Source organism: Embleya sp. NBC_00888 (assembly GCF_045207655.1).
GTDB lineage: Bacteria > Actinomycetota > Actinomycetes > Streptomycetales > Streptomycetaceae > Embleya.
In genome coordinates this window covers 4,757,493-4,777,006 of record NZ_CP108784.1, presented here as the reverse complement: position 1 = coordinate 4,777,006, position 19,514 = coordinate 4,757,493, and the positions used below count along the sequence as shown (strand labels likewise).

The window sequence follows — 19,514 nt, the reverse complement described above, 5'->3', positions numbered from 1 at the left end:
ATACCGACCAAGTCACAGCCAAGCGAGAGAGGGGCGCCGCGGCACCGCGCGGCGTTATCGTCACCCCATATGGACGCTGAGCGAGGACCCGACGCGCCGGCCGGTCCGGTCCCCCCGGACCGGGCCGCGTACGAGTTCGCCCTGTACGAACCGGGGCCCGCGGAGAAGTCGGGGGTGCGCGCGCTCGCCGCGAACCAGACCGCCCGAATATCCGTGCTCGTCCTCGCGTTGCTCGGCTGCGCGGTCACCGTCGCGGTCATGCTCGGCGACACCATCGGCGCGCAGGGACTGCTGGTCGGCGCGCTGCTGGCGCTGGTGCCCGCCCCGCTGGTGGTGAGCGCGATCGTGTGGCTGGGCCGGGTCCGGCCGATGCCGTGGAAGAGCCTGCTCTTCGCGTTCGCGTGGGGATCGTGCGCGGGCGCACTGGTGGCGCTGCTCGCGAACAGTTGGTCGTTCGACAAGCTGATGGACCTCAAGGGTGAAGAGGACGCCGAGCTGCTCGGGCTGACCATCGTGGCGCCGGTGGTCGAGGAGTGCGTCAAGGGGCTCGCGGTCCTGCTGCTGTTCGTGACCATCCGGAGCAGCTTCAAAGGCGTGTTGGACGGGCTGATCCCGGCCGCGGTCAGCGCGGCGGGCTTCGCGTTCACCGAGAACATCCTGTACTTCGGCCGCGAGTTCGCGGCGAGCGAGGACAGCGGCAACGGTCTGGGCACCACGTGGGGCACCTTCATCGCACGCGGCATCATGTCGCCGTTCGCCCATCCCCTGTTCACCTCGATGATCGGCCTCGGCTTCGGCCTCTCGCTGTTGGCCCGGTCCCGCCAGGCGCGGATCCTGCTCCCGCTCGGCGGGTACCTGTGCGCGGTCGGCCTGCACGCGGCCTGGAACGGCTCGGCCAGCCAGGGCCTGGCCTTCCTCGGGGTGTACTTCCTGGTCATGATGCCGATCCTGGGCGCGCTCGTCTGGTACGCGGTGATCGTGCGCCGCGATCAGTTGCGCGCGGTCGAGGACGAGTTGCCGGGGTATGTCGCGGCGGGCTGGTTCCGGCCGCACGAGCCGCTGCTGCTGTCCTCGATGGCGGACCGCTCGCGTGCGCTGCGGACCGCGCGGACCACACTGGGCCCGGCCGGCGTGGCGCGGCTGCGCGCGTATCAGGCGGACGCCACGCTGCTCGCCGAGCTGCGCCGGCGCGCGGGCCGGTCGCGCCGCGGTCCGATGCCGGAGTATCCGCAACAGGAACGGGAGTTGCTGGACCGGGTGTGGGCCGCGAAGCCGAGTCTGGGACACGTCATCGACCACACCATGCCGTCGCCGCGCTGGCGCTACATCAAGCCGCCGCCCGGGTGGGGCCCGCCGGGGCCGATGCCGTACGGGCCGCCGGGCGTGGCACCGTACGGGCCACCGGCCGGAGCGGCCCCGTACGGGGCGCCGATCGGCTGGGGACCGCCGGCGGGAACGGCGCCGTTCGGACCGCCGCCGCCCGGGTGGGTGCCGCCGGCTCGGCATCCGGCCGCGCACCCCGCCTGGGGACCCGCGCCGCCGTACGGCGCCCCGGTGCCGTGGCAACCGCCCCGGCACGCGGCCAACGGCGCCCGGGCCGAGCCGACCGGGCAGTCCGGCTCGCCGTGGGGTCCGCCACAGGCGTCTGCCGACGATGTCGTGCCCGCCCGGACCGGGCCGCCGGGCCCGCCCATCTGGTACGCCCGCCCCGGTGACGCCCCGCACCCGCCGCCCGACGGCCCGCCGTACGGGGAGCGCCGGGAGGCGTAGCCGGCTCGGGTCGACCGCGTGCGACCATGGCCGGGTGCATATCTCGACCACCTACGTCCCGACCGAGGCCGATATCGCGGAGGGCGTGCTCGCCTTTCGGCGCGGGCTCTTCCGGGGTCTGTTCGGGGCCGGGGCGGTGCTCTCGGTGCTGGGCGTCGTCCTGGTGACGAAGGCGCTGCTGTCCGGTACGACCGTGTTGTGGCCGCTCGCGTTCGTGGGTTTCGGCCTGGCGATGCTCGCGCTGCGGTTCTGGGCACCGATCCAGGCGGCGCGCCAGAACAAGCACATGCACGGGGTGCCGTGCGAGGTCACCGTGACCGACGAGGAGTTCGTGACCACGCTCGGCGGCAGCCGCAGCGTCACCGAGTGGGACACCTTCCGCAAGGTGCGCTCGGTGGACGAGCAATGGATCTTCGAGTTCGGCCCCACCCAGGCGATGACCATTCCCCGCCGGGTCTTTTCGGACGCCGAGAACCTCGAACTGGAGACGTTTATCCACAGCCGGAGCCGGGCAGCACGCTGATCTTCCACAAGGAAGATCCACATCCTGTGGAAAACCTGTGGGCAAAGGCTTTCGGCACGGCCCGGTTGGTCGAAATGGCGAGAATCAATACCGATTCGACCTGATCGGGCACGTTTATCCGGTCCTGCGAGCATCATCGGCCTTCATCCGTTCTGCATTTCCCGCATTCACCACAAAAGCGACCCCTCGCGGGGTCGCCTTCGGGTACCTCCGGCCGCCCACCCACACCCGGCGGGGCGTGCGCGAGCCGTTCCTCAATGGGTACGGACCGGCTCGGTCGAGCCGTCGGCCGCGGCGGGCGCGTGGCCGAACCCGTCCGCCTCGCGCGGTTCCTTCGTCTGCGCCGCGGCGAGTTCCGCGGCGTCCGCCTCGGCCGCGGCGGCGACCGGTACGTCGCGCAGCACCCCGGCCGCCACGATCGCGGCCAGCGCCAGCAGGACCGCGCCGCCGAGCGTGGCGTACTGCATGCCGTGGGTGAAGGCGTCCCGCGCGGTGTCCAGGAGCCGGTCGCCCGCCTGCCCGGAGAGCCGCCCGGCCGCCGCGTTCGCCGCCGCCAGCGTGTCGTTCGCCGCGTGCAGCGCGTCGGCGGGCACCCCTTCGGGGCTCGCGTCCCGCATGTCCCGTCCGTACACCGCGTCCGCCACGCTGCCCAGGATCGCGATGCCCAGCGCCCCGCCCAGTTCGCTGCCGGTCTCCGAGGTGGCCCCCGCCGCGCCGGCCCGCTCCGGCGGTGCCGCGGTCAGGATCATCTCGGCGGTCAGCGTGGTGGCGATCAGCACCCCGGCGGCCACCAGTCCGGCACCGGCGAGCACCAGCGCCAACGGCGAGCCGGGTCGGGCCGAGCTCATCACCACGAAGCCGGCCACCGCGAGCAGCAGTCCCGCGCCGATCAGGAACCCGGGCCGCACCCGCTTGGCCGCGATGCCGGAGACGGTCAGCGCGACCATGATCACCGGCATCACCGTCAGCGACCACAGCGCCGCCTCCAACGGACGCATGCCGAGCACGAGTTGCATGTACTGGGTGTTGAACAGCGCGGAGCCCATCATCGCGATGCTCGCGATCACGTTGACCGCGATCGAGGCGCTGTAGGCGCGGTTGCGGAACAGTCCCAGGTCGATCAGCGGGTCGGCGACGGTGCGTTGGCGGCGGACGAACAGGAAGCCCACGACCAGACCGACCGCGATGCAGATCAGGTACCGCGGCTCGACGCCCTCGGCCGCGATCTCCTTGATCCCGTAGATCACGCCGAGCACCGCCACCAGCGAGAGCGCGGCGCCGACCAGGTCCAGCCGACCGGCGGCGGCGTCCTTGAACTCGGGGAGCAGGAACGGGCCGACCGCGAGCAGCAGCACCATCGCGGGCACGTTGAGCAGGAACGCGGAGCCCCACCAGAAGTGTTCCAGGAGCAGGCCGCCGGCCACCGGGCCGAGGGTGGCGCCCGCGGTCAGCGCGGCGGTCCACACCCCGATCGCGGTCCGGCGCTGGGCGGGGTCGTGGAACATGTTCCGGACCAGCGCCAGGGTCGAGGGCATCAGCGTCGCACCGGCCACACCGAGCAGCGCGCGGGTGGCGATCAGCATCTCCGCGCTGTTCGCGAAGGCGGCGGCCACCGAGGCCGCCCCGAAGGCCGCCGCACCGATCAGCAGCAGCCTGCGCCGGCCGATCCGGTCGCCGAGCGCGCCCATCGTGATCAGCAGGCCGGCCAGCAGGAAGCCGTAGACGTCCATCATCCACAACTGCTGCGGAGCCGTCGGCTCGAGGTCCTCGCTGATGAACGGAAGCGCGAAGTACAGCACGCCCATGTCCATCGACACGAGCAGGAGCGGGAGGAGCAGGACCGTCAGAGCGATCCATTCCTTGCGGCCGGCCTTGGCTGTGGTGGAGGTCATGCAGGAACTGTACGAGCGTATAAGACACTTGTCTATGACGCTTGTATAAAAAGTTTGCCGCAGGGTTCCCACCCCGGTCGCAACGGGTAGTCGGGTGCGGTGCGGGGGCACCGACTCCAGTTCCGAGCGAAGGACGGCGACATGAGTGACGAGCGGATTCCCGTGGACGAGATCCCCGAGGGCGACCGACCGCGGATGGACCTGCGCAGCGGCGCCGAGACGCCCGTCGATCCCGAGGACCTGGTGCTCGCGGAGGGCAAGGACCTGACCGAGAAGAACATCGAGGAGGCCCGGCGGCGGCTGGCCGAGCTGGGTGCGGCCGCAGTGGAGCGCATCGTCCCCTGACCGCTCGCGGCTCGCGCGGCGCGGCGCCGATCGGGGTGCCGCGCCCCGCGCCGGGCGCGGCGAAGCGGGCCCGCGGGTGGGGCGGGCGACGTGAGGCCGATCGCACGGGCGGGTGGGCCGCTCCGGCGGCGGGTCAGCGCCCGGTGCGCCGCCGAGGACGCATCTCGACCGGTCGTACCTGGTAGACGCCCCGGTCCCGGTCCCGCTGCTCCTCGGCCACCTGGAGCGCGATCAGGATCTCCAGCGCGCTCCACGCCATGCCGAGCATGCCCAGGCCGACGAACAACATCGCCCACACCCAGAACCACGTGTGCGCCCAGACGCCGAGCAGCGCGACCATCGCCGCGACGATGGTCAGTGCCAGGAGCACACCGGTACGCGCCGCCGCGTTTCTCGCGCCGTCCGGAAGCCTGTCGCGCGCCATGGCCGACCTTCCCACCGCCGAGTAGGCAGTCTGCCGCCGAGTATCCGGTTGCTCCTCGCCTGCCCCGTCATCCCCGGACGGAACCCGATCGGTCCCCTTCGTCCGAGGATCGATGGAACTCCCGCCAGGTGTCCCAGATGGCCGGCACCGTGCCCGAGCCGTAGGAACGCTCGGGCCAGTTCGCCGGCGGCAGCCCCACGGGGTTGGCGCCGACGTTCGCGCCGTACCACAGGTCGTGTCGCCGGCGGGCGAAGTACCAGGTGCCGTCCCGCCGTTCGTACACGTCGCGGTACAGGATCGCCTGATGCAACCAGCGCGGACCCTCCTGGATCTCGGCCTTGCAGTACACGTGGCCGGTCGCGTGATCCGCGTCCGACAGGTCGATCACGTGTGTGCCGACATTGAGGATGCTCACCCCCAGCGGGGCCAGTTGGGCCGCGAACGACGCCCGCAGCGCGGCGCGCCCGGACTCCTGCCGACTCACCCGCACATCGGGCACGAACAGCGCGCACAGCGCGTCCAGGTCCCGGCTGTCCAGGGCCAGCGCGTAACGCGCGGCGAGTTGACGGATGTGTTCGTAGGCCAGCAGCCGTTGCACGTCGTCCATACCCGACACCTTGTCAGGCCGGGGGACGACCGATCTCCTGCGGGTTGTACACGACCTCCACGTAGGACCAGCGGCCCTCGCCCGCGTAGTGCAGCACCACGTTGACGTCCAGGCCGCCGACGGGCCCCTCGGCGCGTACCACCGTCGAGACCCGATTTCCGTCGATGATCCGCAGCCGGATCGGGTAGCGCGTGAACGGCGAGCGGCGCACACCGTCGCGGATGTACGCGCTCAACGCGTGCCGGCCCTCGACGAAGCCGATCACGTGGTCGCGCACCCGCACCTCGTCGGTGAACACCGCCGCCACCGGCGCCCACTCGCCGCCGGCCGACGCCGAGGTCAGCCGCACCGCGAAGTCGCCGAAGGCCCGCTCGATCTCCTCGCGCGGGGTCGGCACCGGCATCGGCTCCGGCGCCCAGCCGACGATGCCGCGCAGTTCGGCTCCGTCGTGCCCGGCGGCCGGACCGCCCGCCGCGTGCCAGCGCGCGATCATCGCGTCGGTGTCGTCGCCGTTGCGGAACTCGCCCACCGTCTCGAAGCGATCGCCGTCGCCGAGCCGGCGCACGATCTCGGTCCCGGGCACCGTGTACCTGGTGGCGCCGCCGGTGGGATCCGGCAGGTTGTGCCAGACGTAGCGGCAGACCAGGTCGCCGTCGACCATCGTCCACTCGGTGAATCGGCGCACCCGCTCGCCCGCGTCGCCCGCGCCCGGCCCACCCCGTGCGAGTGCCGACGCCACCTCGTCCCGGCTGCCGCCCATCGTGCCTCCCCGCATTCGTCCGGCGAGCCTGGGCGCACGGAGAGATCCGGGCGCTGCCTGCCGCCTCCGGTGCGCGTGATCCTGCCCGCGCCCCGCCGGGAAGTCCAGCCCCCGCCCGATCGACGAAACGGAACCGTCGCCGGCTGGTATACGTATTACCGATCGCAACAAGCCGGCCGGGCTCCGAGCGAGCACGCCACCAAGACGAAAACGAAGCGGAGGGGACGCGAGTGATCCGGTACAGGGTCCGGGTGGACTTCTACCAGGACGTCCCACCGGACCGTCCCCCGACGGGGTACGTGGGCTCGTTGCTCTCGGGCGACTTCGCCGGGCCCGCCCTGCCGCGCGGCGGCGACTCGGTCTCGGCGATCCCGCTGGGGGGCGCACACATAGGGCCGTGGACCGGCGGACCTTACATGATGGTCCACCGGGTCGAGCACCACCCCGTCCCGGTGGACGGCGAGGGCCACATAGTCCAGTGGTGGGAGCAGTATCCCCAGCCCTCGGTGCATGTGGTCGTCAACGCCGAGTGGCCGGACACCGAGGAGTCCGAGCACGAGTTGATGAACCTCTACGAGGAGCAGAGCTGGAGCTCCTTCCCGGCCGGACCGGAGAACCCGTTCCTGCCGGTGGCAGCGGCGGCCGACTTCTAGCCCACCGCGTCCCGCCGGACGTGACGGGCTACACCTTGGGTTTCTTGTAGTTCGTCACGTCCACGGACGCCAGGATCTTGTTCAGGTCCGCGTCGTACTCGCGGGACATGCCCGCCGTGGAGAACGAGATCATCGACTGCGGCAACCACCACAACTGGGGCTGGAACGAGTCGCCGCTCTTGCAGGTCACGCTGTACGACGCGTACTCGTACTTCAGGCTGCCCTTGCCCGGCTCGGCGTACTTCTTCCCGTCCGTCTTGCTGGTCGGTGCCACCGCGTCGTCGGCCCGGGTCACGCAGGTCGCCTTCGCCCCCAAAGTCCAGTTCGCCTGATTCTTGAAGTCGACCTTGCGCTGGTCGTTCTTGCCGACCCAGATCCGCAGCCCGGCACGCTCGCACGTGGTGCGCAACGCGGCCGGCGTCGCGGCCGGCAGTACGCACACCTCGGTGTCGCTGACCTGCTTGAGTTCCCAGGTGGCGGGCACCGCGAACTTCATCCCCTGGATGTCCTGGGTGAAGCCGCCGGGTTTGCCGGTGAGTTTGGGCGTCTCGGCGGACGGGCTCGTGTTCGCCTTCGGCTTGGTCTTGTCCCCGTCGCCGCCGCGCAACGCGAACACCGCGCCGGCGGCGATCGCGACCACCGCCACCGCGGCGCCGGCCACGATGACCACCCGCTTGCGGCCCGCACCGCCGCCGGCCGCGCCCTGCCGGGCCGCGGCCCGCCCGGTGGGCGGCGGGGTGTCCGCGCCGTGGCCGGCCGGGGGCGGGGTGAACGCGCCACTGGCGGGCGCCTGGTGCTGATGGGTGCCGTGTGCCTGGCCGGCGGTGCCGTACTGGCCCGACGGCGCGCCGTACTGGCCGGAGGGGGCGCCGTACTGCCCCGAAGGCGCGCCGTACTGGCCGGAGGGCTGCGAGGGGATGCCGTGTGCGCCCGAGGTCGGGGTGTCGCGATACAGCGGCGGTTGCGTCGGGGAGGCGCCGTACGGGTCGTGCGAGGGTCCGCCGTGCGCGGGCGGTGGCGGCACGCTGGGTGCGCCGAAGGCGGCGGTGCCGCCCGAACGCGCGGGACCGCGCGGCGGCTCGTACACCCGAGGCTGCGGCGTCTGCGGCATCTGCTGCTGGTTCTGCTGGACCTGCCACGGGCCGCCGGACGCGGGCGTGGTCCACAACTGCCCGATCAGCGACGTCGCGTCCGCGACCGGGTCGAGCGAGGGCGCCGCGGCGGTGCCGAGCGCGCCGCGCCACACATGGGTGACCGAGGCCAGCAACTCGCGGGCGTGCGGCCGGTAGTGCGGTTCCTTGTCGGCCGCGCGCTTGACGATCAGGCGCAACGCGTCCGGCACGCCGGACAGGTCGGCCTCCTCCTGGAGCACGCGCAGCGCGACCACCTCGGGCGCGCCGGTACCGAACGGGATCACCCCGGTGGCCGCGTAGGTGATCAGCATCGCCCACGCGTACACGTCGGCGGCGGGCGTGCTGTCGTGGCCCTTGAAGCGCTCGGGGCTCATCCACGCGGGCGAGCCGATCATCATGCCGGTGCGGGTGAGTCCGCTGTCCTCCATCGAGCGCGCGATGCCCAGGTCGAGCACGCGCGGTCCGGCGGGCGAGCAGATGATGTTCTGCGGTTTCAGGTCACGGTGGATCACGTCGGCGTCGTGCAGCGCGACGAGCGCCTCGGCGAGCCCGGCCGCGAGGCCCATCAGCTCGTCGCCGCGCATCGGGCCGCCCTGGTTGACCCGCACGTCCAGGGTCGGGCCCGGGACGTACTCGGTCGCGAACCACGGTGTCTCGGCGTCCACATCGGCGTCGAGCACCGGTGTGGTACACGTGCCCTTGATCGCGCGCAGCAGGTTGACCTCGCGCGTGAACCGGGCCCGGAACTCCGGATCGTCGGCGTACTGCGCGTGCACGACCTTGACCGCGACGCGGCGTTCGTAGCCGTCCAGGCCCGCGTACACCGCGCCCATTCCACCCGCGCCGAGTCTGCCCGTGATCCGGAACGGTCCGATGTGTTGTGGGTCTCCCGGACGCAACGGACGTATCTCGGCGCCGCCCTCGGCCGTCATGGACGTGCCTCCCGTGTTGGTTCGCCGGCCCGCGGCTGCGGCCGTACCGGGATGGAATCCTCTCATCCGGTCTTGTGACCTCCCCAGGGCACCGGCTGGTTCCCCGTTCGAGCGAAAAGGCTCGCCTTACCCGAGGGGTCGCGTGATAGGCCAGCGGTTGCGCCGGGTGTGCCAACGCCCCGGCGCGGGACGACGGTTCGCGTGTCGGCGGGCGCGGCCACCGGGTCGCACCACCGCAGGAGGCCGTCGTCCGGCACCGCTTCGAGGTATCGCCGCATCGCACCGCTTCCACGACCGAAGGGCCGAATGTGAAGATCGTCGTCGACTTCGACAAGTGCAAGAGCAACGCACTCTGCATGGCCGAGGCACCCGAGGTGTTCGAGGTCCGGGATGACAACTTCCTCTACATCCTGAACGAGAACCCGGGTGAAGGGTTGCGGCCGCAGGTGGAGGAGGCGGCTCGGCTCTGTCCGACCCGAGCCATCTCGATCCAGGACTGACCCGCGGCCGTCCCGGGGTGGCGGGTACGACCTCAACCCGCCCCGGGTCGGCCCGAGTCGCCGGGGCCGGACGACCGGTCGTCGGAGCGGGCCCTGGTCGACTGCCACCGCTCACGTGCGCCCAGAGCGCCCTGGACCACCGCGCCGGACGCGCCCCGAGCACCCTGGGCCACCCTGCCGGACGCCTCTCGGGCGCCCTGGGCCATCGCCGCCGAAGCGTTGCGGGTGGCCGACCAACCCCGGGCGAGCAGCTTGACGTTGACCACCACGGTGCCCGCGGTCCGGTCGTGCCACGTGCGCCGGCGCGGGCCGAGCACGGCCAGCGGATCCAGGAAGCCGATCAGGGTGATCAGCGCGAACAGGCCCGCCATGCTCCACTGGCGCAGCGCGATCTCGTACCAGGTGAGCAGCAGCGCGGCCCACGGCACCACCACGGCCACCAGGGTGCGCCGGGCCGATCGCCACCCGCCGACCGGCACCCGGCCGCGCACCGCCTGCGCCGACGTGCCCACCGGGACCACCTTCGCGCCCACCATGATCTTGCCCAGCGTGCGGCCGAACCTGGCGTGCATGAACCAGTCGTAGAGGGTGGGCACCAGCAGGTGCGCCAGGATCAACAGGAGCAGCAGGGTCTTGGTGGTGCCCCACAGCCCGTCCACGGCTTCCAGCGGCGCGCGTTGGGCTTCGCCGGCCCGACCGAACACGACGTCCAGGAACGCGTCGCGAACCACCTTCGTGGGCAGGTCGGTGGCCTTGGTCTGGAGGTAGTGGTAGGCCAGGAACCACAGGGGCAGCACCAGCGCGGTGGTGAGCAGGTAGTCGGTGGTGCGGGCGATCAGGCGCATGGTCCGCGACGCGAGCGGGAGTTCGCCGGAGTCGGTCGGGCTCGCGGCCGGTGCCGGCGGCGGTAGCGGCGGCTGGGTCGGGTCGAAGTGCGCGGCGGGCGGGCCGGGCGGCGGTGGTTGCCCCTGATCCGGGATCAGGGGTGCTGCGGTCACCGGCGGTTGGTGCCAGGACAGGTGTGGGTCACCGTCGACGGATGGTTGCTCCCCGTACGGCGACCCGGGCCCGCGTGGAGGCTGGGGGATCGTCATGAGCGGGACGGTATCGCGTAGATCGTCCCTCGCGCCGAGGGACGGTGGATCGGGTCGGGGGCGTGTCGGGATCGGGCGGCGGGCCGGGTCGGGGGTGTGTCGGGTCGGGGGCGCGCCCGGGTCGAGAGGGTGTTCGGGTCGACGGCCGTTCGCTCAGCTCTCGAGCTCGCCCAGGGTCGCTTCCACGGTGGCCTGACTGCCGTTGCCGGCGCGGACCAGGCTCACCGTGGCCTTGTCGCCCGGTCGTTTGCCGCCCAGTGCCTCGGACAGGCTCGCGACGTCGGTGATCGGCTGGTCGTCGATCGAGGTGATCACGTCGCCCTGCCGGATGCCCGCCGCCTGGGCGGCGCCGCCCTCCTGGACGGAGACCACGCCGACGCCGGAGGCCCGCCCGTTGGAGCCCGCCACGGTGCGCACGGTGACACCCAGCGCGGCCTTGCCGGAGTTGTCGACCTTGCCGTTCCGGATGATCTGGTCGGCGATCGACTTGACCGTGTTGGCCGGGATCGCGAAGCCGATGCCGGGCGCCGCGCCGCCGTTGGTCTCCGGGTCGGTCGCGGCCAGGGTCGGGATGCCGATCACCTGGCTGTCCAGATCGACCAGCGCACCGCCGCTGTTGCCCGGGTTGATCGCCGCCGAGGTCTGGATCGCGCTGGAGATGGTCGCACCGGTCGAGCCGGTGCTCTGCGGTTCGCTGACGGTGCGGCCGACGGCCGAGACGATGCCCTCGGTGACGCTGGAGTCCAAGCCGAGCGGGTTGCCCATGGCCATGGTGATCTGGCCGACCTGGAGCTTGGCGGAGTCGGCGAACCTGGCGGGCTTGAGGTCGCCGGGCGGGTTGTCCAGGCGGATCACCGCGAGGTCGTCGGGGGCGAACGCGGCGACCAGCTTGGCGGTGACCGGCTTGCTCGCGTTCGGGAGGGTGACCTCGAACGTCGTGGCCTGGCCGACCACGTGGGCGTTCGTGACGATGTTGCCCTTGTCGTCGTAGACGACGCCCGAGCCGAGTCCGGTCTGCGTGGTGATCTGGACCACCGAGGGCAGCACGTTGCGTACGACCTCCTGGTACTTCGCCTGGAGGTCGTTCGCGAGCGCGTTGCTCGGCGCGGCCGAACCCGAGGCGACGTTGGCGCCGGCGGTGGCGCCGTCCTTGGACGAGTCCTTCTTCGACCCGTCGTCGTCGCTGCACGCGCCCAACCCGCCCAGGGCGATCACAACGGCCGTCAGCGCGCCCGTGACCCGCCGCCGCGTCGTCCTGCCCACGATGTCTCCCTCGGATTCGGCCGCTGCCGCCGAACGACGGCCCGGATACCGATAGCGGGGCCAGTCCCCCGAGCATTCTTCGTACTAACCCCAGGACCGGACTTTTCACCGCCCCGCCGAGGCGGTGCCTCTTTCGCCATGTGCTTGTTCGTGTCAAGTTGGCCCCTCGGATCGACCCGTGATCACGGAACGACGCCGCAGGGCCGGAGAGGGTGGGCACGCACATGCTGACGCTTCAGGAGATCTCGGACCGGATGGAGATCCAGGACCTGATGGTCCGTTACTCGCACGCCGTGGACACCGGCGACTGGGACGCCCTGGACACGGTCTTCACCGCCGACGCCCTGATCGACTACTCGGCGATGGGCGGCTCCAAGGGCGGCCTGAAGGAGACGAAGGAGTTCCTGGCCTCGGTGATGCCGGGCTTCGGTGCCTACCAGCACCTGATATCGAACTCGTCGATCACCGTCGACGGCGACACCGCCACGGGCCGCACGATGTGTCACAACCCGATGGTCTTCAAGGGCGATGACGACGAGACGCCGGGCCCGGTGATGTTCTGCGGCCTGTGGTACATCGACACGTTCACGCGCGTGGCCGGCGACTGGCGGATCTCCTCGCGCAGCGAGGAGAAGTCCTACATGTACATGGCGCCCACGGCATAGCGCGGGCGGAAAATCCCCCGAGCCGACCGGCGGGGTCGCGATAGCTTCGCACCATGATCCGCGAAGCCACCGCAGCAGACGTCCCCGCCATCCACACCCTCGTCCGCGAACTCGCCGATTACGAGAAGCTGCTGCACGAGGTCAAGTCGACGGAGGCCCAACTCCACACGGCCCTCTTCGGCCCGAACCCGGCGGCCTTCGCACACGTCGCCGAGGACGAGGAAAGCGGCGAGGTGGTCGGCTACGCCCTGTGGTTCACGACGTTCTCGACCTGGGAGGGCGTACCGGGCATCTACCTCGAGGACCTGTACGTCCGCCCCCAGGCCCGCGGCGGCGGCCACGGCACGGCGCTCCTCGAGAGCCTCGCCGCCATCTGCATCTCCCGCGGCTACGCGCGCCTCCAATGGGCGGTCCTGGACTGGAACGAGCCCAGTATCGGCTTCTACGACTCCCTGGGCGCCCTCCCTGAACGCGAATGGCTCGGCTACCGCCTCACCGGCAACCCCCTGGCCCGCCTCGCCGAACGCTGACCCGACGCCCTCGGCACCCAGGCCACGTCCCCGCGCCCGTTTTATGCAGCAACGCGAGTAGCCCTTGCCCCGGCTCGTCGCCATCTCCTAGCGTCCCCATAGGTAGTCGAACGAACACGGAGGGCGAAACATGAAGCTGTCGCGCGTCGCGGGCGGGAATCCGGAATGTCGGTCGAACGACTGCCCGACTGTCTTCACCACCGACCTGAACGGCACGATCGCCGTTCAAGGCTTCCTCGTGGATCACCGAACGCCTGAGGGGGAGGCAGTCGTCTCGCTGCCGGAAGAGGTGCTCCGGGAGGCCGCGCGTGCACTTGGCTGGTGAGCGCTGGACCGCGTTCTTCGACTCGTTCGCACACGAAGCGTTCAGACTGGAGACGCTGTCCGCGTATTCCATGGTCGGTGAAGAGCAGGAATACGCCGATTTCCTGGCTACCGGCCGTCTGGCCCTTCCCGAAGATGATCCGTGGCTGACGAAGCTCGCCCGCTACCGGAGGAGCGGGCGCCGGGTCGGACGGGTCCACGTCGTCACACCGCCCCTGTCCGATTACCTTCGATACGAGTTCGCGGCATATCGCTACAACGTCGCGGCCGGTGAAGACGTCAGAATTCTCGACACGACGAGCCTTCAGGACGTCCCCTCGCTGCCTTCAGATTTCTGGATGCTCGACGACTCGAAAGTCGTCGAGATGCGATACGACGAACACGGCGCTCAGATTGCTCGCATTCTGCTGGAGTCTCCGGATCTCGCCTGGTATCGCTGGTCGAAGGAAACGGCAATCGCCCTGTCCGTCCCCCTCTCGGAATATCTCTCGGATTGACCTTCGACCCGCGACAGGCGGGCCGGGACCGATTGCGCCTGGCCTCGGCCCTGCGAGCTCTGCGGAATGCAAGCGGTCTCTCCGGCGAGCGCTTGGCGATTCGATGCGCCATGTCGCAGAGCAAGATCTCCCGGATCGAAACCGGACGAACTCTGCCGTCCATCCTCGACGTGCGGCAGATACTGGAAGCCCTCGACGTGGATACCGCAACCGCAGACGAGATCACCCGCCTGGCGGAAGTGGCCAACACCGAGTACGAAGACGTCCGCACGTCGGTCCGGCGTGGTCTCCACCACCGCCAACGCGAGTTGGCGGCGCTCGAAGCCGGCGCCGATCACATCCGACATTTCCTGCCGGTGATGATCACGGGCCTGCTCCAGACGCCGGAGTACATGCGGCAGGCCCTGGCACCGGCCGTCGACCCCGCGGCCGGTGACACGGCACGGATGATGGCCATAAAGCTCGAACGACAGTCGGTACTGCATGATCGCCGGAAACGATTCGACTTCCTTTTGACGGAGTCCGCAATCCGCTGGCAACTGTGCCAGGCATCGGCAATGGCGCTACAACTGGATCACCTTGTTGCCGTATCGAGACTCCCGCAGATCCACGTGCATATATTGCCGCTCCGTCGCCGACTGACGGATGCCCCGTTCAATACGTTCGTCGTCTATGGCGACCACCTGGTAACTGTCGAGTTGTTCAGCGGACAACTGGTCTTCCGCGACCCGAAGGACGTTTTATATCACCGAAGCCTGTTCGAGTACTTCACCGGCCTCTCACTTTCCGGCGACGAGGCACGGGCGGAAATCGAATCCTGGGCCGCATCCTTCCGAACGCAGTCGATGCAGGAACGCGACTGAAATTGGACATTTGGCAGCAGGCCTGAGTATCCATGGAAAGCAACTTCGAACCTTGTCGAGGAGATTTCATGGGAAAGCATCGCGACCCCGCGACGGATGACGGGCACAAGCCGCAGAAGCCGGTTCCGCCGCCCATTCCACCGGACAAGCCCGCTCGTCCCGGCACGCCGAAGGGGCGGTGAGGCGGGTGTCCGTGGGCGCCGAGGGGACGAAGGAGGTCCGGGTGGGTCTGCTCCGCCTGATCGAGGAGTCGGTCGGTGAGTTGCCCCAAGGGTGGCGGGACGCCTTCGTGGGCATCCCGCGCCATGCGTTCCTGCCCCAGGTGGTGTGGTTGCGTCGGCCGGACGGCGATCGACACGAGCGCTGCGAGCGTGACGAGGACCCCCGACGCTGGTGGTCGGCCGCGTACGCGAACGAGCCGGTGGTCGTGCAGGTGTGCGACGGCGGCGCGCCGAGACCGGGCGGGCCGGAGTGGCCTTCCTCCTCGGCGTCGCAACCCTCGATCGTGGCGGCGCATCTGTTGGCCCTCGAAGTCACCGAAGGGCACCGCGTCCTGGAGATCGGCACCGGGACCGGTTGGAGCGCCGGACTGCTCGCGTATCGGCTGGGCGACGGACACGTGGTGACCATCGAGGTGGACGCGGCGCTCGCCCGGGCCGCACGCACCCGCCTGGCCGCGCTCGGGTGGCATCCCACCGTCGTCTGGGGAGACGGCGCCGATGGCTGGGCCACCGGCGCCCCCTACGACCGAATCCTGTCGGGCGCGGCGGTAACCCACCTCCCGCCGGCCCGGATTCGGCAGTGCCGGCCCGGAGCCGTGATCGTCACGCCGTGGGCGACCGCCTGGACCGCCAACGGCACCCTCGTGGCCACCGTCGACGACCTGGGCCGAGCACACGGCCGCTTCCGCGCGGGCGGAGCGTTCATGCACCTGCGCGGACACCGCTCCCGCGTCACCGACATCCGCCAGGTCGTCCTCCCGGACCAGGTCCCCGCGTCGAGCGGCACCGCGCTGTCACCCTGGGACGTGGCCGGCGGCGACCCCGTCGCCGAGTTCGCGATCGGCCTGATGGTGCCCGGCGTCTGGCAGCACTGGGACGACGACCCCGACGTCGAGGGTGTGCACACCCGCCTGTGGGTGGGCGACGAGGCCGGCACCTCGTGGGCGAGCGTCGACTACGACGGCCGGCAACTCGACGCCTTCACCGTGCGTCGACACGGACCGCGCCACCTGTGGAACGAGATCGAAGCGGCGTGGGCCCGCTGGTGCGCGGCCGGCCGGCCGAGCGTGGAGGCGTTCGGCTGGACCGTCTCCGCCGACGGCTCCCAGGAAGCCCGGATCCCCGCCCCCACCTCCGGCGGGCTTCCGACCGGGCAGGGTGCCGAAGCCCTGTCCTGGACGCTATGAGCGCCGTGGCCCGACGGAGCGTCACGACTCCGGTGGGGCAGGGCGGATGGTGATCGTCGCGGCGGCGAACAGCGTCGGGAGGGCCGCCACCGCGAAGATCAGCGGTAGTGGCACCCGGCCGATCAGGAGGCCCGTGGTCGCGGTGCCGGTCGAGGCGCCCGCGTTGAGTGCGGTGTTGACCCACGCGCCCACCCTGGTCCGGGTGTTCGCGGTCGCGCAGGCGTCGGCCGACAGGTAGGCGGTGGTGATCGTCGGCGCCACGAAGAGGCCGGTGACCGCGGCGGCCGCGGCCAGGACGTACAGGTTCGGCGACAGCCCGGCCGCGGCCAGGGACAGTCCCAGGCCGAGCGCGAGCAGCGGCAGCCGGCGGTCGGCCGCGACCCGCCATCGGATCGCCCCGTACGTCAGGCCACCCACCGCGCTGCCGATCGAGAGCGCGGCCAGGATCCAGGCCACCGCCGCCGCGTGCCCGCGCCGGTCGGCGAACGCGACCGCGAGCAGGTCGATCCCGCCCAGACACAGCCCGACCCCGGCGGCGGCAACCACCGCCCGCCACAAGCCGGTTCGGGCCGGTGCCGGATGCCGCACGCCGTCCGGCACGGCTGCCTCCGCACGCGCCGCCGACCGTCCCACCGCCGGCGACGACACCAGTGCGAGCGTGCCGACCGAGATCAGCCCCGCGCTCACCAGCACCCCGGTCGCCGCCGGCGCCAGGCCCACCAGAACGCCCACCAGCAACGGCCCGAAGGCGAGCACGATCTCCTCGGCCACCCCGTCCAGGCTGTACGCGCGCTGCAACAGCTCGCGGTCGGGGGCCAGTTCGCTCCACAGCGCGCGCATCACCGGACCGACCGGCGGCGTACAGGCCCCGGCCGCCGCGACCGCGGCCCCCAACCACACCCCGGAGGCCCCCGGCCGCCAGGTCGCCGCGGCGATCCCGACCAGCAAGGTGGCGTACACCGCGACCATCGGCGGCAACGCCCGCCGCAGCCCGTACCGGTCCACCAGCGCCGCCCGCGCCGGCGACAGGAACACGCTCGTCGCGCCGAACAGCGCCATCACCGTGCCCGCCACCGCGTACGACCCGGTACCGGCCTTGACCGCCAACAAAAGCGAAAGCGCGACCGTCCCGTACGACAGTCGCCCCACCAGCGCGGCCCCGAACGCCCGTCGGGCACCAGGGATCCGCAGCACGGCGGCATAGGAGGGAACCGGCGCGGGACGCGCGTCGGCACGAACGAAAGCGGGCTCGTCAGCCACGGTGTCGGGATTCCTCCGCGAAGTCGGCACGACCCGGCCGCACCGAAAACCTGTGTGGACGCTCGAACGACCGGCCCCGTCGACGGGGCTCGGCCGGAGCGGTCCTACGCACAGAGGAGGAACATGCCCGGCAATCTACCAACACCACCGCGATCTCGACCCGGTCCCGAGCCGGCCGACATCGCCCCGCTCACCGCACGCCCGCGGGACCCCCGAGTGCCGCGCTACTTCTTCGGCGCCGCGGTCAACCCCGTGCACGACCGCAACGTCTCCCGACGGTCCAGGATGCGCTTGGACTCGGCACCGGTCACCGGCATCGGCACGCCGCGCTTGTCGATCGAGCCCGGGGTGAACTTCTCGCCGACGACCTTGCCGTCCTTGATGGTCAGGGTCGCCACGCCGGTGTCGTCCGAGTTCGGGTACGGCGACGTGCCATACCACAGGAAGTTGCCGTAGCCGTAGCCCACATACGTGTCACCCAGCCAGCCGGCGCCCTGCATCACGTGCGCGTGCGTGCCCAACACCGCCGCCGCGCCCGCGTCCGCGAGCTTGCGCGTCACGCTCTTCTGGTCCGCGCTCGGGCACTTGTCGCCCTCGATGCCCCAGTGCATGTACACGATCACCACGTCCGCCTGCGCCTTCGCCTCCCGCACCGCGCGCACCAGCCGGTCGGTCTGCAACGCGGTGGCTATCCCGGGCTTGGCGTTGCCCGCCTGGTAGAGCTGGTTGGTGATGTCCTGCACCTGGCTCGCGGCCAGGAACGCGACCTTGACGCCCTTCACGTTCTTGACGAACGGGCGGTACGCCTGCTCGGCGTCCTTGCCGATGCCGACCACGCCGATCGGCGGGTTCCGCGCCGCGGCGATCGAGTCCTCCAGGCCGGCCTTGCCGTAGTCCACGGCGTGGTTGTTGGCCATGCTGACCACGTCTATGCCGGTCGAATGGAGTTCGGTAAGCGCCTTGGCCGGGGCCCGGAAGTGGTACGTCTTGTTCTCCGGCGTGCCCCGCTCGGTGATCGCGCTCTCCAGGTTGACCATCGCCAGGTCGGCGGCCGCGAGCGTCTTGCCGATCGGGCCGAGCGCGCCCTCGGTGCCGGCGTTCAGCCGCGACTGGGTGCGCTCGAAGAAGTGCACGTCGCCCGCGAGCGCGACGGTGATCTCCGTCCCGGGCGCGGCCGTGGCCGGCGGCGGCGCGGAGCCGGTGCCCGGAGCCGCCGAGGGGTAGGGCCTGCCGACCACGGGATCGGCGTCCGAGGCGTTCTTGGTCTTGCCCGACGAGTCGCCGGAGTCGGAGAGCAGTCCGCACGAGGCCAGACCTGCGATCAGCAGCGGAACGAGGCCGAGCGCGACGGTCCGGCGGCGGGGTATAGACACGCGGACAAGGTAGCCCAGCGACGTACGCGCCCGTACGTGCGCCGTGGGGTGACGAGAATTACCTCATCCGCGTGCCACGCATCAGCCGTTCAGGGCCTCATAGACCCGGTCGCACAGCTCGGGGTGCATGTCGAAGTAGCCCTCTTCGTCCACCTCGAAAGCCCCGGTCCGGAAGCTCTCGGTGACCGTGCGCAACATCAGCGGGATCGACGCGTACACCATCGGCTCGTCCGCGCCCTGCACGTAGCTCGCCACCTGGACGTCCGCACCGTCCCAGACCGCCGCGTAGAAGTCGGCGGCCGGGGACACCAGCAGCGGCAGCCACTGCACACCCTCCGGCTGGTCCATCTCGACCTCCTCGCGAAACTCCAGCGCCTCGGCCAGGCTGACCAACACGTAGCCCGGTATGAACGACGCCTCGTCCACCAATTGGTCCGGCTCCTCGCGGGTGCCGTCCGCCCAGCCGAACCAGGAGACCAGTTCGGCGGGCACCTCGGCACCCACCCGGGTACGGACCGCCTCGGCCGGCAGACCCGGCTCCAACAGGCGCACCACGGGGCGATCGAGGCCGACCAGCTCCGCCCGCACGGCGTCCAGGCCTTCGTGAACGGCGTCCATGCCACGTCCCTCGCGTTGTTCGTCTGCTTCGAATGCTTCGCGTCGCACGACCCGCGTCGATCGAGGGGCCGAGCCGAAGG

At 71.0% G+C, this 19,514-nt stretch carries 21 protein-coding genes; 11 read left to right on the top strand and 10 right to left on the bottom strand.

Annotation, left to right across the window (positions count from 1 at the left end):
• Positions 1 to 69: 69 nt before the first annotated feature.
• Both OG948_RS20150 and OG948_RS20145 read left to right on the top strand, forming a co-directional pair.
• On the top strand, positions 70 to 1,770 hold the full coding sequence (locus tag OG948_RS20150; protein WP_406297852.1) for a PrsW family glutamic-type intramembrane protease: 1,701 nt from the start codon (positions 70 to 72) through the stop codon (positions 1,768 to 1,770).
• A 34-nt stretch (positions 1,771 to 1,804) separates the two neighbouring features.
• Complete coding sequence (locus tag OG948_RS20145; protein WP_406297851.1) at positions 1,805 to 2,293, top strand: YcxB family protein; 489 nt, start codon at positions 1,805 to 1,807, stop codon at positions 2,291 to 2,293.
• 254 nt (positions 2,294 to 2,547) lie between these two features.
• On the opposite strand, the gene OG948_RS20140 is transcribed toward OG948_RS20145, so the two are convergent.
• On the bottom strand, positions 2,548 to 4,185 hold the full coding sequence (locus OG948_RS20140) for an MFS transporter (protein WP_406297850.1): 1,638 nt from the start codon (positions 4,183 to 4,185) through the stop codon (positions 2,548 to 2,550).
• Positions 4,186 to 4,326: 141 nt separating this feature from the next.
• On the opposite strand from OG948_RS20140, the gene OG948_RS20135 reads away from it, so the two are divergent.
• Positions 4,327 to 4,530, top strand: a complete 204-nt coding sequence (locus OG948_RS20135; RefSeq protein ID WP_395864509.1) for a hypothetical protein — start codon at positions 4,327 to 4,329, stop codon at positions 4,528 to 4,530.
• Between the two features lie 133 nt (positions 4,531 to 4,663).
• Here OG948_RS20135 and OG948_RS20130 read toward each other — a convergent pair whose 3' ends face one another.
• From OG948_RS20130 to OG948_RS20120, 3 genes are all read right to left on the bottom strand, one after another.
• On the bottom strand, positions 4,664 to 4,954 hold the full coding sequence (locus OG948_RS20130) for a hypothetical protein (protein WP_395864511.1): 291 nt from the start codon (positions 4,952 to 4,954) through the stop codon (positions 4,664 to 4,666).
• A 67-nt stretch (positions 4,955 to 5,021) separates the two neighbouring features.
• Positions 5,022 to 5,561 carry a nuclear transport factor 2 family protein gene (locus OG948_RS20125; RefSeq protein ID WP_406297849.1) on the bottom strand — a complete coding sequence of 180 codons (540 nt, stop codon included), beginning with the start codon at positions 5,559 to 5,561 and terminating at the stop codon, positions 5,022 to 5,024.
• Positions 5,562 to 5,574: 13 nt separating this feature from the next.
• On the bottom strand, positions 5,575 to 6,321 hold the full coding sequence (locus OG948_RS20120; protein ID WP_406297848.1) for a nuclear transport factor 2 family protein: 747 nt from the start codon (positions 6,319 to 6,321) through the stop codon (positions 5,575 to 5,577).
• A 230-nt stretch (positions 6,322 to 6,551) separates the two neighbouring features.
• Between OG948_RS20120 and OG948_RS20115 the strand changes: the two genes are divergently transcribed.
• Entirely contained in the window at positions 6,552 to 6,974 is a 423-nt protein-coding gene (locus OG948_RS20115; protein ID WP_395864516.1) for a hypothetical protein, read from the top strand.
• Between the two features lie 28 nt (positions 6,975 to 7,002).
• Here OG948_RS20115 and OG948_RS20110 read toward each other — a convergent pair whose 3' ends face one another.
• The gene (locus OG948_RS20110; protein WP_406297847.1) at positions 7,003 to 9,039 is read right to left on the bottom strand and encodes a serine/threonine protein kinase; all 2,037 of its coding nucleotides are present in this window, start codon (positions 9,037 to 9,039) and stop codon (positions 7,003 to 7,005) included.
• A 308-nt stretch (positions 9,040 to 9,347) separates the two neighbouring features.
• Here OG948_RS20110 and OG948_RS20105 point away from each other — a divergent pair, with 308 nt between their 5' ends.
• Positions 9,348 to 9,539, top strand: a complete 192-nt coding sequence (locus tag OG948_RS20105) for a ferredoxin (protein ID WP_395864520.1) — start codon at positions 9,348 to 9,350, stop codon at positions 9,537 to 9,539.
• 32 nt (positions 9,540 to 9,571) lie between these two features.
• On the opposite strand, the gene OG948_RS20100 is transcribed toward OG948_RS20105, so the two are convergent.
• Positions 9,572 to 10,537 (bottom strand): RDD family protein, encoded by a 966-nt coding sequence (locus OG948_RS20100; RefSeq protein WP_406297846.1) that lies wholly within the window; start codon positions 10,535 to 10,537, stop codon positions 9,572 to 9,574.
• Between the two features lie 249 nt (positions 10,538 to 10,786).
• Positions 10,787 to 11,896, bottom strand: a complete 1,110-nt coding sequence (locus OG948_RS20095; RefSeq protein WP_406297845.1) for a S1C family serine protease — start codon at positions 11,894 to 11,896, stop codon at positions 10,787 to 10,789.
• Between the two features lie 224 nt (positions 11,897 to 12,120).
• Between OG948_RS20095 and OG948_RS20090 the strand changes: the two genes are divergently transcribed.
• The 6 genes from OG948_RS20090 (at position 12,121) to OG948_RS20065 (ending at position 16,183) form a co-directional block, all read left to right on the top strand.
• Positions 12,121 to 12,561, top strand: a complete 441-nt coding sequence (locus OG948_RS20090; RefSeq protein WP_406297844.1) for a nuclear transport factor 2 family protein — start codon at positions 12,121 to 12,123, stop codon at positions 12,559 to 12,561.
• A 53-nt stretch (positions 12,562 to 12,614) separates the two neighbouring features.
• The gene (locus tag OG948_RS20085) at positions 12,615 to 13,091 is read left to right on the top strand and encodes a GNAT family N-acetyltransferase (RefSeq protein WP_406297843.1); all 477 of its coding nucleotides are present in this window, start codon (positions 12,615 to 12,617) and stop codon (positions 13,089 to 13,091) included.
• 130 nt (positions 13,092 to 13,221) lie between these two features.
• Positions 13,222 to 13,416, top strand: coding sequence for a hypothetical protein (locus OG948_RS20080; RefSeq protein WP_395864530.1), 195 nt, complete (start codon positions 13,222 to 13,224; stop codon positions 13,414 to 13,416).
• Complete coding sequence (locus OG948_RS20075; protein WP_406297842.1) at positions 13,400 to 13,912, top strand: DUF6879 family protein; 513 nt, start codon at positions 13,400 to 13,402, stop codon at positions 13,910 to 13,912. Before OG948_RS20080 ends, OG948_RS20075 begins: the two co-directional genes overlap by 17 nt.
• Positions 13,909 to 14,775 carry a helix-turn-helix domain-containing protein gene (locus tag OG948_RS20070; RefSeq protein WP_406297840.1) on the top strand — a complete coding sequence of 289 codons (867 nt, stop codon included), beginning with the start codon at positions 13,909 to 13,911 and terminating at the stop codon, positions 14,773 to 14,775. Before OG948_RS20075 ends, OG948_RS20070 begins: the two co-directional genes overlap by 4 nt.
• 223 nt (positions 14,776 to 14,998) lie before the next feature.
• Positions 14,999 to 16,183 (top strand): methyltransferase domain-containing protein, encoded by a 1,185-nt coding sequence (locus OG948_RS20065; protein WP_406297839.1) that lies wholly within the window; start codon positions 14,999 to 15,001, stop codon positions 16,181 to 16,183.
• A 21-nt stretch (positions 16,184 to 16,204) separates the two neighbouring features.
• Here the strand turns inward: OG948_RS20065 and OG948_RS20060 are convergent, their stop codons facing one another.
• The 3 genes from OG948_RS20060 to OG948_RS20050 form a co-directional block, all read right to left on the bottom strand.
• Positions 16,205 to 17,443 carry an MFS transporter gene (locus tag OG948_RS20060; RefSeq protein WP_406297838.1) on the bottom strand — a complete coding sequence of 413 codons (1,239 nt, stop codon included), beginning with the start codon at positions 17,441 to 17,443 and terminating at the stop codon, positions 16,205 to 16,207.
• 224 nt (positions 17,444 to 17,667) lie between these two features.
• Positions 17,668 to 18,816, bottom strand: a complete 1,149-nt coding sequence (locus OG948_RS20055) for a CapA family protein (RefSeq protein ID WP_406297837.1) — start codon at positions 18,814 to 18,816, stop codon at positions 17,668 to 17,670.
• Positions 18,817 to 18,897: 81 nt separating this feature from the next.
• The gene (locus OG948_RS20050; protein ID WP_395864543.1) at positions 18,898 to 19,434 is read right to left on the bottom strand and encodes a hypothetical protein; all 537 of its coding nucleotides are present in this window, start codon (positions 19,432 to 19,434) and stop codon (positions 18,898 to 18,900) included.
• Positions 19,435 to 19,514 lie beyond the last annotated feature (80 nt).